Origin of the sequence: Frankia alni ACN14a (assembly GCF_000058485.1) — a bacterium.
Classification (GTDB): domain Bacteria; phylum Actinomycetota; class Actinomycetes; order Frankiales; family Frankiaceae; genus Frankia; species Frankia alni.
Map to the genome: position 1 here is coordinate 5,140,598 of NC_008278.1, position 13,375 is coordinate 5,153,972.

11 protein-coding genes are annotated in these 13,375 nt (G+C 73.9%); 7 read left to right on the forward strand and 4 right to left on the reverse strand.

Features of this window, described 5'->3' with window-relative positions:
• Nucleotides 1–422: 422 nt before the first annotated feature.
• Nucleotides 423–2,192 (forward strand): GAF domain-containing sensor histidine kinase, encoded by a 1,770-nt coding sequence (locus FRAAL_RS20705; protein WP_011605863.1) that lies wholly within the window; start codon nt 423–425, stop codon nt 2,190–2,192.
• 57 nt (nt 2,193–2,249) lie between these two features.
• On the opposite strand, the gene FRAAL_RS20710 is transcribed toward FRAAL_RS20705, so the two are convergent.
• On the reverse strand, nt 2,250–3,563 hold the full coding sequence (locus FRAAL_RS20710; RefSeq protein ID WP_011605864.1) for an ABC transporter permease: 1,314 nt from the start codon (nt 3,561–3,563) through the stop codon (nt 2,250–2,252).
• Between the two features lie 190 nt (nt 3,564–3,753).
• Here FRAAL_RS20710 and FRAAL_RS20715 point away from each other — a divergent pair, with 190 nt between their 5' ends.
• Nucleotides 3,754–4,386 carry a TetR/AcrR family transcriptional regulator gene (locus FRAAL_RS20715; RefSeq protein WP_231861143.1) on the forward strand — a complete coding sequence of 211 codons (633 nt, stop codon included), beginning with the start codon at nt 3,754–3,756 and terminating at the stop codon, nt 4,384–4,386.
• A gap of 24 nt (nt 4,387–4,410) precedes the next feature.
• On the opposite strand, the gene FRAAL_RS20720 is transcribed toward FRAAL_RS20715, so the two are convergent.
• A complete protein-coding gene (locus FRAAL_RS20720) occupies nt 4,411–5,532 on the reverse strand; it encodes an FAD-dependent oxidoreductase (protein ID WP_041939566.1) in 1,122 nt (373 codons plus the stop codon).
• 101 nt (nt 5,533–5,633) lie between these two features.
• On the opposite strand from FRAAL_RS20720, the gene FRAAL_RS20725 reads away from it, so the two are divergent.
• Entirely contained in the window at nt 5,634–6,260 is a 627-nt protein-coding gene (locus tag FRAAL_RS20725; protein ID WP_011605868.1) for a TetR/AcrR family transcriptional regulator, read from the forward strand.
• Nucleotides 6,261–6,371: 111 nt separating this feature from the next.
• Here FRAAL_RS20725 and FRAAL_RS20730 read toward each other — a convergent pair whose 3' ends face one another.
• A complete protein-coding gene (locus FRAAL_RS20730; RefSeq protein WP_011605869.1) occupies nt 6,372–7,109 on the reverse strand; it encodes a DUF427 domain-containing protein in 738 nt (245 codons plus the stop codon).
• Nucleotides 7,106–8,413, reverse strand: coding sequence for a PP2C family protein-serine/threonine phosphatase (locus tag FRAAL_RS20735; protein ID WP_231861144.1), 1,308 nt, complete (start codon nt 8,411–8,413; stop codon nt 7,106–7,108). The genes FRAAL_RS20730 and FRAAL_RS20735 overlap by 4 nt, the downstream gene beginning before the upstream one ends.
• Nucleotides 8,414–8,666: 253 nt before the next feature.
• Between FRAAL_RS20735 and FRAAL_RS20740 the strand changes: the two genes are divergently transcribed.
• The 4 genes from FRAAL_RS20740 to FRAAL_RS20755 all read left to right on the forward strand — a co-directional run bounded on the left by FRAAL_RS20740 (nt 8,667) and on the right by FRAAL_RS20755 (nt 13,268).
• Nucleotides 8,667–9,770 (forward strand): NAD(P)-dependent alcohol dehydrogenase, encoded by a 1,104-nt coding sequence (locus tag FRAAL_RS20740; protein ID WP_011605871.1) that lies wholly within the window; start codon nt 8,667–8,669, stop codon nt 9,768–9,770.
• 49 nt (nt 9,771–9,819) lie between these two features.
• Nucleotides 9,820–11,232: an aldehyde dehydrogenase family protein gene (locus FRAAL_RS20745; protein ID WP_063822653.1), complete on the forward strand. Its 1,413-nt coding sequence runs from the start codon at nt 9,820–9,822 to the stop codon at nt 11,230–11,232.
• An 83-nt stretch (nt 11,233–11,315) separates the two neighbouring features.
• Nucleotides 11,316–12,185 (forward strand): NAD-dependent epimerase/dehydratase family protein, encoded by an 870-nt coding sequence (locus FRAAL_RS20750; protein ID WP_011605873.1) that lies wholly within the window; start codon nt 11,316–11,318, stop codon nt 12,183–12,185.
• 123 nt (nt 12,186–12,308) lie between these two features.
• The gene (locus tag FRAAL_RS20755) at nt 12,309–13,268 is read left to right on the forward strand and encodes a LysR family transcriptional regulator (protein WP_041939567.1); all 960 of its coding nucleotides are present in this window, start codon (nt 12,309–12,311) and stop codon (nt 13,266–13,268) included.
• The last annotated feature ends 107 nt before the right edge of the window (nt 13,269–13,375 follow it).

Here is a 13,375-nt window from a genome sequence, read left to right on the forward strand (position 1 = left end):
CACGACGGACGCCCTGGCAGCAGGGGGTGGCGCGCCGCCGGGGACCGATCCGCGGCCGGCACGGTGCGGATCGCACGGGAGGAAGTGCTCCACGATGCGCGCCCAAGGTCCCTGTGCGCCGGGGCGCGGCGAGGCCGACCATGGCAGGTGACGTGACGACCCAGGAGGCTGCCCGATGAGGGTGCGCGAAGTGAGGACGACGCGGGTGCACGTCGTCGAGGCTGTGGGTCGAACCGGGCAGGCCGGGCGGGCGCGAGCCGCCGCGGAACCGTCCGCGCCGACTCCGCAATCCCGATGACGTGGCGCCCACCACGGACGGATGGCCCCCGCCGGGACCCGCGACCCGTCCTCACCGGGAACGCCTCGGCCGCGATCCGGATGTTGACCGCCGCCCGTCGCGGATCGGTTATCGTCCTGGAAGCATGGAGTCCGAACGGGACCTCGCGCCGGCCGGCGCAGGGACCTCCGGGGCGGCCTGCGGGCAGAGCTCCCCGCCCGGGTCGTCGGGAGACCTGATCTTCCCCGCTGTCGCTCGGCTCGAACTGGACGAGCTTCTCTCCCAGCTGGTGGAGCGGGCCCAGGATGTGCTGGCCACCCAGGGCCGGCTGCGCGGTCTGCTGCGGGCCAACCGCATGGTCACCGCCGACCTCAGCCTCGACGTGGTGCTGCGCCGCATCGTCGAGTCCGCCTGCGAGCTGGTCGACGCCCGCTACGGCGCGCTCGGCGTCATCGCCCGCGACGGTCACCTCGAACAGTTCATCCATGTCGGGATGGATCCGGGCCGCGTCGAGGCGATCGGCCGGACCCCTCGCGGCGACGGGGTGCTCGGCCTGCTCGTCGCCGAGCCGGGGCCGGTGCGCCTCGACGACATCGCCGATCATCCTCGCGCCGTCGGCTTCCCCGCCGGGCACCCGCCGATGCGGGCCTTCCTCGGCGTGCCGATCAGGGTCCGCAACGAGGTCTTCGGCAACCTCTACCTGACCGAGAAGCGCGGCGGGCGGATCTTCACGGCCGAGGACGAGGAGCTCGTGCTGGCGCTGGCCGCCAACGCCGGCGTGGCGATCGACAACGCCCGCCTGTTCGGCGAGGCCCAGCACCGTCAGCAGTGGTCGCAGGCCTCGGCGGACATCACCCGCCACCTGCTGGCCGACGGCGACGACCCGTTGGAGCTGATCGTCCAGCGAGCCCGCGACGTCGCCCGGGCGGACACGACGGCGCTGGCCCTGTGCGACCCGACGGCGCGGGAGCTGTCCTTCGACGTCGCCGAGGGCAACGACGCCGAGCTGCTGCGCGGCCTGCGGGTGCCGCTGGAGACGTCGCTGGCCGGCCGGGCGGTGCACGACCGGGCCCCGCTCGTCGTCGCCGATGTGCGCACGCTGGGCGGCTCCGAGATCGACAAGCTCGACGTCGGCCCCATCATGATCGTGCCGCTGATCGCCTCGCAGGTCACCTCCGGGGCGTTGATCCTCGGCCGGCGCCGCGGCGGCGTCCTGTTCAGCGACGAGGACCTCGAACTCGCCGCCGCGTTCGCCGCCCACGTCGCCCTTGCCCTGGAACTGGCCCGCTCACGGGCGGCCCGGGGCCGGCTGTCCCTGTTGGAGGACCGCGACCGGATCGCCCGCGACCTGCACGACCACGTGATGCAGCGCCTGTTCGCGGTGGCGATGGGCCTGCAGGGGCTGGCCGCCAGCGAGGAGCGGGCGGCGCGCGCGGAGCGGATGAGCACCTACGTCGAGGACCTCGACGAGACGGTGCGGGAGATCCGCCAGACGATCTTCGAGCTGCGCGGGCGGGCCACCCCGGCCACGGGCAGCGGGCTGCGGGCGCAGATCCTGGGGATCATCGACGACATGGCCGGGGCCTTCGGCTTCACCCCGCGGCTGCACCTCGACGGCCCCGTCGACACGGCGATCGACGCCGCCGTCGGCGACCATCTCATCGCCGTGGTGCGCGAGACCCTGTCGAACGCCGCCCGCCACGCCCACGCCCGCGCCGTCGAGGTGACGGTGGCCGTCGCGGACGGCCGGGTGAGCGTGGACGTGGTGGACGACGGGGTCGGCATGGGACCGACGACGCGGCGCAGCGGACTGGCGAACCTGCGCGGGCGGGCCGAGACCCTCGGCGGAACCTTCGCCGTGGAGCCCGGCCCGGCCGGCGGCACCCGGGTGCGCTGGTCGGCGCCCCTCGGCTGAACCGGCGCCACTCGGCTGAACCGGCGCCACTCGGCTGAACCGGCGCGCCGCGTCCGGTCAGGCGCTGCCGCTGCCCGCCGCCGCGCCGGAGACGGCGGCCGCGTCGGACTCGACCTCCTCGTCGGCGAACTCGTTGTCACGGAACTCGCCGTCCCGCCGCAGGCCCGCGTCCGTGGTGGCGCCGCGGGCGGGGGCGTCGCTCGTGGTGGTGTGGTGCGGGCGGGTGCCGGCGGCGGCCTCGGCCTGCTCGGCCTGGCGGGCCGCCATCGCCGCGCCCTGCGCGGCCAGCATCATCGACACCGGCTTGCCGCGCTCGGCCCGCAGCCGGTTGCGGCGGTTGAAGAACGGCCGACCGACCGCGGTGAGCACGATGCCGACCGCCGCGTAGACGCCGATCACCGTCGCGCCGCGGCCGATCCCCGGCCCGGCGTCGTAGACGACACCGCGCAGCACGTCGAGCACACCGGTGCCGAACACGTACGGGTGCAGCCACTTGAAGGGCTCCGGCACGAACGCGGCCGGGAACGCCCCGCCCGACGACGGGATGTTGAGGAACACGAACAGGATGAGCGCCGCGCCGGTGACGAACCGGCCGATGAAGTAGGACAGGCCGTTGACGACCAGGCCGACCGCGATCGCCGTCGTCCAGCCGAGCAGCCACAGCGACAGGAAGTGGCCGTGCACGGCGCCCACCACCGGACCGGCGAACAGCGTGCCGAGCAGCGAGAACACGAACCCGGAGCCGACGATCAGGCCGAGGCGGACGTGGTGCTTGAGCGTCTGGCCCATCATCCCGATGAACATGCCGACCATGTAGCCGGCGATGGTCCAGACCAGCGCGAGGTAGAAGCCCGAGGTGCCGTAGGAGTCGTGCTTGGGCAGCGGGGCGAGGTCGTCGACGGCGAGGGTGGTGCCTTCGGCCGCCGCCACCGGGGCGAACGTCTGCTGGACGACCTCGGCGAGCTGGAACTGGGCGCCGCTGGCGATGAGCAGCCGGGCCGGCTGGTTCGCCGCGCCGGGGGTGAAGGCCGCCGCCAGGTCGCCGTCGCGCACGTCACCGCGGGCGGCGTCGACCGAGCCCACCGTCGACACCGACAGCATGCCGTCGCTGGTGCCCGCCAGCCGCTCGGCGAGGGTCGCCGCCGCCGGGCCGGTCCCAACCACCGCGACCTTGACGTCCTTCGGCGCCGGCTGGTGGAAGGCGTTGATGTAGCACAGGCAGAAGGCGATGACGAAGACCAGCGGCAGCCACAGCTGCAGGCCGATCATCTGCACCGGCGGCGAGAGCCGGGAGTACTGGCGCCGGAAGCGCATCCACGGGCCGAGCCCGGTCGAGGGCGCCCCGCTGGACGCCGATGTCTCCGCTGTCATTGGTCACTTTCCCGCGCGTGAAAGTCCGATGGGGGTGCAGGACCAGCAGGCCGGCCGCTGTGCCCGGGAGGACGCCGGGGGTCGGTTCGCTGGGGGGAGGTTCGACGGGTGGTCGCGGTGAAACTTTAGCCCAAATATGAGACTGAGTCCAACATCTGAGTCGAGATGCCAGATCTGGTATCCTCGACCCGTGGTGAAGAACCCCGCGGCAGTCCCCGCCGACGCCGCAACCCCCTCGCGGGGCACCGATCTGCGCAGCAGGACGAGGCGGGCGTTGCAGGCGGAGATCACGGCCGTCGCCTTCGACCTGTTCGACCGGCAGGGCTTCGAAGCGACGACGATCAACCAGATCGCCGCCGAGGCAGGCCTGTCGCGCAGCAGCTTCTTCCGCTACTTCGCCACCAAGGAGGACGTCGTCCTGCTCGGGGTGGAGGAACGCGGCCTGGTCCTGCGCGACGCGCTCGCCGGCCGCCCCGCGGACGAGACGCCGTGGCAGGCGCTGCGCCAGGCGCTCAACGCGATCATCGGCGTCAACGCCGAGAACCCCGAACGGGCCCTGCGGCTGTCCCGGATGATGGTCGACACGCCGTCGCTCCAGGGCCGCCAGCTGCAGCGGCAGAACAGCTGGCAGCGGCTGCTGGCCCCCGAGCTCGCCCGGCGCCTCGCCATCGCGCCGACGGACACGGCCGACCCGCGCCCCCGCGCGCTGGCCTCGGCCGCGCTCGGCTGCTACGACGCCGCCCTGACGGTCTGGCGCGACTCCGACGGGACGGCCGATCTCGCCGCCCTGCTCGACCGGGCGATGTCCGTCCTGACCGGCTGACCCCGCCCGCCGAGCCGACGGGGCTCAGGCAGGAAGCGCGCCGGGGTCGTAGTCGTGGAGCCAGGACGTCGCACTCTCGTAGACGCGGGGAAAGACGACGGGCATGATCACGTTACGCATCCGTCGGGCGATCGGTCCGGCGGTCTTGACGTCTCGGTTGCGGGTCGCCTCCTTCGCCATCCTGTCGACCCTGGCCCGCCGCTGACGCTCGTAGCCGTCGAGCGCCCGTCCGCCGGCGCCCTCGGCGTGCAGGTGCTGGGCCAGGGCGACGGCGTCCTCGAGCGCCATCGACGCCCCCTGCCCGGCGCCGACCGGGTGAGCGGCGTCACCGACGAGCACGAGTCGGTCGCCATGGTGGCGCGGCACCCGCGCGAGCACGTGGTGCAGCGTGGCGCCGTGGATCTGCCGGGTGGCGCGCAGGATCTCCACCGCCCGCGGCTCGGTGCGGTAGGTGTCGAGGAGGTCGCCGAGGCCGATGGCGTGCACGTCCGCCGGGCGCGGGCCGCTGACCTGCGCCGACCACCAGACCGACCCGTCCGGAGCGCCCAGATGGAGGAAGACGCCACGGCGAGCGAAGATCATGTTGAAGGTGCCGGTGTCGACACGCAGGTCGTCCGCGCGGGAGACGCCGCTGACGCTGAACATCGCACCGTAGACCGGCCGCGGGGCGTGCGGGTCGAGCACTTCCCGCACGCCGGACCAGATCCCGTCCGCGCCGACGACCAGGTCGACGCCGCCGTCGAGGCAGGCCCGCACGCGGGCGGCGTCGAACGGGCTGCCGGTCACGATCCGGGCGCCGAGCCGCGCCGCCTCGGCCCGCAGCGCGGCGACCAGGTCGGCCCGCATCAGCGTGACGCTGACCAGGTCGTCCCCGCGGGCCCGGCCCCGCGCCACCTCGCCGAGCGACCTGCCGGCCGACGACCACATCCGCTGCCACGGCACCGCGAACCCGGCCGCGCGCACCTGGGGCAGGCAGCCCAGCACGGCCACGGCGCGCAGGCCGTTCGCCGCCAGGCTCACGAACGACCCGACCGGCCCGGCCGGCTCCTCGTGGGCCTCGTGGACCGTCACCTCAGCGCCGATCCGCCGCAGCGCGATCGCGCTCGCCGCCCCGGCCACTCCCCCGCCGACCACCACGACCCTCATGCCGCCCCTCCCACTGAATCGAGTTTCACCGAATAGAAATTCGGTGAACTGGCGCTCAGTATGATCAGGCGCGAACGGGAACGTCAAACGAGGAGGTCGCGGTGGGCGTGCGCAGGGCGAGGGCGGCCGAGACCGAGCTCGCGCTCAAGGAGGCGGCGCGTCGGCTGTTCGTGGAGCGCGGCTACCTCAACACGAAGATCAGCGACATCACGGCCGCGGCCGGGCGCGCCACCGGCTCGTTCTACGACCACTTCGCCGGCAAGGAAGAGCTGCTCGCGGCGCTGCTGGCGGACCTGCGCGGAGCGGCGTCCGCGGAGATGCGGCGCTCGGAACACCCCCGCGACCATGACCTGACCGACCGGGACCAGCTCCACGACCATCTCGCCGTGGCCTGGCGGGTCATGCGGGAGAACCTGCCGGTCGTCGTCGCGCTGCACGAGGCGTCGTTGACCGGCGGGCACGCCCCGGACCAGGCCTGGCGCAGCCTCGTCACCGAGACGGACATGCTGCGCGACCATCTGGAGTACCTGCGCGAGAGCGGGCACGAGCTACCCGGCGATCCCATCCTGCTCGCCGCGGCGATGGGCGGCCTGCTGTCCACGCTGGCGCTCGCCCTGCTGCGCTCGCCGACCCCGGCTTACTCCGACGCCGAGGTGCTGGACACCCTGACGACCCTGCTGCTCAACGGCCTACGCGGCGCGCCGACCGATCCGCCGTCGGACGCCTGACCGACGCCGGCCCGCCTGCGCGGGAGGCGGTTGCGGTGCGTTGTGCACCGTCCGCAGGCTCAGACCGCGCACAACGCACCGCACGGCGCGGTCCGCCCCGCGCGGAGCTGGTCAGGGGTGCGTGGGCACGCCGTCGACGGACACCGTCACGCGCTCGTCGTAGAAGCAGACCAGGCCGGTGATCCGGGCGCTCTCCGGCAGCGGGGTGCGGTAGGTCCACACGACGTCGTCATGGCGCCGGCCGTCGACCTCCACCGAGAAGTACTCGGCGCTGCCCTTGTACGGGCAGTGCGTGCGGGTGTCCGAGGGACGCAGCAGCTCCTGGCGGACGTCGACCAGGGGCAGGTAGTAGCGCGGCACCAGGCCGGTCTCGAACAGGACGACCGGACGGTGGGACTCGGCGACGACCACCCCGTCGATCTCGACCCGGACGTGCCGGGAGCTGGGCAGCGCGTCGATGCGGGTGTAGGGGCTGCGCGGATGGACGTAGACGGGCTCGTCCTCCTCCAACCAGCGGTCCATCGCCTCCCAGTCGAGGCGGACCAGGTCCCGCAGTCCCTCCAGTGGGGACTGCGGGTACGCCCAGGCCGCCGCCGGCGCGGTCCGCCCCTCGACGACCACGTCGTAGTAGACGGCCTCGCCGCGGCTCGGGGAGTGCTCCGTGCGGGCGGTGGGGACCAGCTCGGCGACGACGTCGGCCCGCGGCAGGTAGTAGGCGGGATAGTGCGGGTTCTCCCAGACCAGCGCCGGGCTGGTGGTGTCGACGACCAGCCGCCCGGCGAGGTAGGCCCGGACCCGCTTGCGCCCCTGCTCCAGCCGGACCCGGCCCCGCGCCTGCTGCGTCGTCATCGGACAGCCTCCCGTCTGTTCGGCGCTCCCGCGCCGGCCCCCGGCGAGCCCGTCGCCGCCGCGGCTCCGGGCGTCATCGGCGCCGTTGAGGAGCAACCGGCGACGGGTCGGGAGCCTTCCCGCGCCCCGGTCGGCGCCCGCCAGGGCGCGCCGGCGCCGTGAACGGCGGCCTCCCGGGCGGGCTGGTCCGCGGCCGGGGTCGTGGCCCGTGTGGGCGGGGCGAACTCGGCGGCCAGCAGGGCGACGTCGTCGCTCAGCGTCGCCTCGGTCCAGCGCCCCAGGGCCGCGACGAGGTCGGCCAGTCCCGCGTCGAGCCGGCGCGCCGGCCCGAGGGCGGCCTGGGCGGCGGGCAGCACCGGGAAGAACTCCCGGGTGTGGGGACGGCGGGCCTCGGCCAGGCCGTCGGTGTAGAACAGGATCCGGTCGCCCGCGACGAGGTGGCTGCGCACGACGGTGGTGCCGGTCGCGCCGAGGCCGAGCGGGGTGCGTCGGCCGGTGGCGGCGAGCAGCCGGGGCGCGCCCCGGCGCAGCAGCACCGGGTCGGGATGGCCCGCGTTGACCAGCTCCAGGCGGACGCCGTCGATCTGCGCGAACACGGCGGTGACGAAGTCCTCCGGCCCGCCCGAGCGGACCACCTCGGCGTCGAGGGCGGCCACGATCTCCTCCGGGTCGGCCAGGTGACGGGCGAGGACCCGGAAGGTGGCCGTCACCCGGCTGGCGAGCCGGACGGCGTCGAGGCCCTTGCCCCGGGCGTCACCGACGAGGATCCGCACCCCCCAGCGGGTCTGCGTCACCTCGTAGAGGTCCCCGCCCACTCGGGCCTGCGCGGCGGCGCTGTCGTAGTTCACGGCCAGGCGCAGATCGCCCAGGCGGGCGGGGACGACGCCGAGGATGGCCCGCTGCGCCACGTCGGCGACCCGGGTGACGTCGCGCAGCCGCACCTCGCGCCGCTGCCGGTCCCGGCTGGCGGCGACCGCGATGGCGCCGCCCGTCGCGATCACCGCCAGCCGGATGATCTGGGCGACGAGGCTGTCGTGGCCGACCCCGGTGTAGTAGCCCAGCGGAATGGCCTGCAGCGCGCCGAACACCAGCGCCGCGCCGGCGTAGGCGGCGGTCACCCGCGGCCCGGTCAGCGCCGCGGCGAGCAGCGGGCTGATCACCAGACTGGTGATGATCACATAGCGCCGGTCGCCGGTGAGGTCCATGACGACCACGGCGAGCAGGACGACCAGGGGGATGAGCGACCGCCCCCAGCTCGCCTCGGACGCGGGCAGCGGCCGCCGCACGGCGCCACGACGGTTCACTGACTTTCGGTCACGAATCACTACGACGAGTATGCGCGCCTGCGCCGCGGCGAGCACGCCCGAACAAGGGCGAGGTTGCGCCAAGTGACACGTCGACGGACGAAAATCCGCAATGGTCATCGGCCCCCGGATGCGCGAGTCTGGCGGGACGGTAGCCGGCGTGGCGCCGGGCTGTCGGCGTCACCGCACGTCGGGGCCCAGCGACTTCCGCCCGAGCGATCAGCGCCTCGACCGTCCCCTGGAGGGCACCACCATGCAGATCACCGCCGCCGTCGCGCACGCCAGTGGTGGCCCGCTGGGGATCGAGACGCTGGAGCTGGACGACCCCCGCCCGGACGAGATCCTGGTCCGGCTGGACGCGACCGGGTTGTGCCACACCGACCTCGCGATCCTGGACCAGGTGCCGCTGCGCTGGCCGGCCGTGCTGGGCCATGAGGGGGCCGGCGTCGTGGTGCGGGTAGGCGCGTCCGTGCGGGCTCTGGCGCCCGGCGACCACGTCGTTCTGGTCGCCGCCTCCTGCGGGGACTGCGCGAGCTGCCGAGGCGGCCAGCCGTCCTACTGCCTGTGCTACCAGAGCCTCAACCTGGGCGGCGGGCGTCGACCGGACGGATCCTGGACCCATCGCCAGCACGGCAGGCCCGCCTTCGGCAGCTTCTTCGGCCAGTCCTCGTTCGCGACGTACGCGCTGGCCACCGAGCGCAACGCGGTCCGCGTCGACGCCGACCTTCCCCTTCAGCTGATGGCCACGCTCGGCTGCGGGGTCCTCACCGGAGCGGGCGCGGTCCTGAACACGCTGCGGGTCCGGCCGGCGTCGAGCGTGGCGGTGTTCGGGGCCGGGGCCGTGGGGCTGGCGGCCGTCATGGCGGCGCGCATCGCGGGCTGCGCGTCGATCACGGCCGTCGACACCCGGCCGCAGCGGCTGCGCCTGGCCGCCGAGCTCGGCGCGGACCGGACCATCGACGCCGGCGACACCGACGCCGTCGCCGTCCTCGAGAAGTCCGGCGGTGTGGACTACGCCGTCGAGGCCGCCGGCCACGTCGCCGTCATGCAGCAGGCCGTCGCCGCACTGGCCCCGGGCGGTGAGGCGGCGCTCGTCGGCGTGACCCTCGGCCAGTCGGTCCGCCTCGATCCGACCCTGCTGCAAAGCCGCGGGCTGACGGTCCGTGGCACGCTGGCGGCCGGTCGGGGGTCGCCCGCGGACCTCGTCGGGCGGCTCGCCGGCCACTGGCGCGAGGGCCGGCTGCCGATCGAACGGCTCGTGACGGTCTTCGACTTCGCCGATATCGGCACCGTCGTCGAGCGGGCGCGGGCGGGCAGCGTCCTCAAGGCGGTGCTGCGCATGCCGCACCTCGAGTGACGGTCCCTCGTACCGGTTCCGGAGCAGAGAGCCCCCGATGAGGAGAGCCATGACCACTGAGACCGAGAAGACGCCTGACATCACCGACCGCACCGACCGCACCGACCTCAGCGACCTCAGCGACCTCAGCGGGATTTTCGAGGCGCAGCGCCGGCATCGCTGGGTCACGAAGACGTCGACCGTCGAGGAACGCACCGGGCATCTCACCCGCCTGCGGGCGGCGATCACCGAACATCTCGACGAGATCCGGGCCGCGCTGCACGCCGACCTGCTGCGCCCCCCGCGCCCCCGGGTCCCGACCGAGGTGGCGGCGGTGCTCGCCGACATCGACGACGCCGTCGCCCACCTCGCCTCGTGGACGGCACCGACCCCGCTGACCCCACCGCCGTACCTCGGCGAAGGGGCCGCGGAGTTCGTGCAGTACGAGGCCCGCGGGGTCTGCCTGCTGTTCGCGCCGTGGAACTTTCCGTTCGGCCTGCTGTTCCAGCCCCTGGTGCCGATCATCGCCGCCGGCAACACCGCCATCGTCAAGCCGAACGAGCTCGCCCCGGCCACCTCCGCCATCAGCGCGCGGATCATCCGGGAGGTCTTCTCCCCCGAGCACGTCGCCGTGTTCACCGGCGGGGTCGAGCTGGCGAACGCACTGCTGGAGCTGCCCGTCGACCACATCTTCTTCACCGGCAGCCCCGCGGTCGGGCGGGTGGTGATGGCCGGCGCCGCCCGCCATCTCGCCTCGGTCACCCTCGAACTTGGCGGGAAGTGCCCGGCGATCGTCGACGGAACCACCGACGTCGCGACGGCCGCCGTCCAGATCGCCCAGGCCAAGCACAGCAACGCCGGGCAGATCTGCCTGTCGCCGGACCACCTGTGGGTGCGCCCGGAGGTCCGCGACGAGTTCCTGGAGCATTACCAGCGGTGGGTCGAGAAGAACCTCTACCGCGAGGGCGGCCTCGTGCCCGAGGCCCTGGGTCGGATCGTGAACCAGCGCAACGTGGACCGGCTGACCGGCTACCTCGACGACGCGGTCACCCGGGGCGCAACGCTGGTCGGCGGCGGGACGCCCGATCCCGCCGGGACCGTCCTGCCGCCCGCGGTCCTGCTCGACGTGACCCCCGACATGAAGATCATGGGCGAGGAGATCTTCGGGCCGATCCTGCCCGTGCTGACCTTCACCGACCCGGCCCAGGTCGTCGAGCACGTCCGCGCCGGCGGCAAGCCGCTGGCGATGTACGTCTACAGCAATGACCGAGCCCTGGTCGACGCGGTGCTCGCCGGCACGTCCTCCGGCGGGGTCACCGTCAACGGCTGGGCGCTGCACTTCGTCGACAGCCAGCTCCCCTTCGGCGGCGTCGGCACCAGCGGGATGGGCCGCTACCACGGCGTACACGGCTTCCGGGAGCTGTCCCATGCCCGCTCGGTCTTCGTCGCCGTCGGCGAGCCCGCGCCGCCGCCGACGGCATGAGGGCATGGCGCGACCATTCGCCATCCCGTTCCGAATCGACGCGAAGTGACACTTACTGTGCAAGCAGGACGTCAGGAGCGGCCGTGCGAGTCCTGGTCACCGGATCCCGAGGCAAGATCGGCTCCCGCGTGGTGGCGCGGCTGGGGGCCGACGGCCACCAGGTCACCGGGACGGACATCGTCGCCGCCCACTACGGCCCGCCGTTCGACCCCTACCTGCGCGCCGACCTCACCGACTACGGGCAGGCCGTCGCCGTCGTCCTGCGCACCCGCCCCGACGTCGTCATCCACACCGCCGGCATCCCCGAACCCTCGCACGACCCCGGGCACGTCATCTTCGCCACCAACACGCAGTCGACGTACCACGTCGCCGAGGCGGTCGCCCGGACCCGCGTGCCCCGCCTGATCTACACCTCCAGCGAGACCGCGCCCGGTTTCGTCACCGCCGAACGGCCGTTCCTGCCCGACTACCTGCCCGTCGACGAGGACCACCCGCTGCGCCCCCAGGACGCCTACGGCCTGTCCAAGGCCCTCGGGGAGAACATCTGCGACGCGCTCGTGCGCCGCAGCGACGCCACCGCCGTCTCCGTGCGTCCCAGCCTCGTGCTCATCCCCGACGCCTACGAGACCGTCCACGCCGGCGTGGCCGCCGATCCGCGCCGGGGCGCGTTCAACCAGTGGTCCTACGTCGACGCCGACGACCTCGCCGACCTGATCGCCCTCGCCGCGACCGCCGACACCCCCGGCCACGAGGTCGTCTACGCCGCCCAGCCCGACAACATCGCCGGCCGCCCACTCGCCGAGCTCACCGCCGAGGTCTTCGGCGCGGACGCCCCACCGCTGCGGGAGCTCGACCGCCCCGACGCCGGCGGGATCTGCATCGCCAGGGCCCGCGCCCTGTTCGGCTGGAAGCCCGAGCGTTCCTGGCGCGACCACGTCAGCGGCAACGGCTGAGCCACCAGTCCTACCGCCGCGGCGACGCCGGCATCTGACCGCCGCCGCCCGACGCACCGGCGACGATCGCGGTGGGTGGTGGGCTTTGACAGTGGACGCCCGTCATGGTCAGTTGGACCTGACATGGAGATCGGACAGCTCAGGGCCTTCGTCGCCGTCGCCGAGGAGGGCCACGTCGGCCGCGCGGCGACGCGGCTGCACCTGACGCCGTCGCCGGTCAGCCGCAGCATCCGCGCGCTGGAGCACGAACTGGGCGTGGAGCTGTTCGCCCGCGGCCATCACTCGCTGGAACTCACCGAGGCCGGCCGGGCCGCCCTGCCACCGATCGAGGCGGCGCTGCGCAGTCTGGAGGAGGCGCGCTTCGCCGCCCGCCAGGCCGCCGGCCAGCTCCCGCCCCTGCGCCTGGGATCCACCCACTTCGCGCCGCCGCACATCGTCGACCGCGTCGCCGCGACCCTCACCTCGTTCCTGACCGGCGCGCCGGGCCAGACCCCCACCCCGGGCTCGGACGTCCCGGACGGGGCGCGCAGCGGTCTGGCGGAGCTGGTCCACAGCCCGTCCAGCGAGCTGCTGGCGACCCTGGCCCTCGGCGAGCTGGACCTCGCCCTGGTGCACCTGCCCGTCGACGATCCGTCGCTGGCGGTGCTACCGCTGGTCACCTACCGGTTCCGGGTCGCGATGCGCGCCGACGACGAGCTGGCGACCCGCACCTGCCTGTACCTGGCCGACCTGCGCGACCGGGAGATCCTGCTGACCCCCACCCGGCTACAGCCGACCGCCATGCGCCGGCTTCGGGACCGGTTGGAGCAGGACGGTCATGCCCACGTCGTCACGATGCGCGAGCAGGACCTGCTCGCGCTCGCGAACACCATCCGCCGCTCCCGCCAGCTCACCCTCACCGGCTCGGCGAACTCCGGGCCCGCCGGACGGGTGTTCACCGACCCGGCGTTCGCCCTGGTGCCGCTGGCCCCCGGCGAGATCGACTTCCAGCTCGGCCTCGCCTGGTCGCGCGCCACGGCCTCCCGCGATTCTCGGATCTCCGCCGCGGTCGACCACCTGCGCGCCACGATCCCGCCTCGGTGAGGTCGCGCACCGCGACGGTCCGCAGGGCGTGCGGTCCGACCCGCCGGGCGCATCGTGCGGGCGGGCCCCCGGGCGCGTGGTCGGACGTCACGGAACGCCGTCGTCCT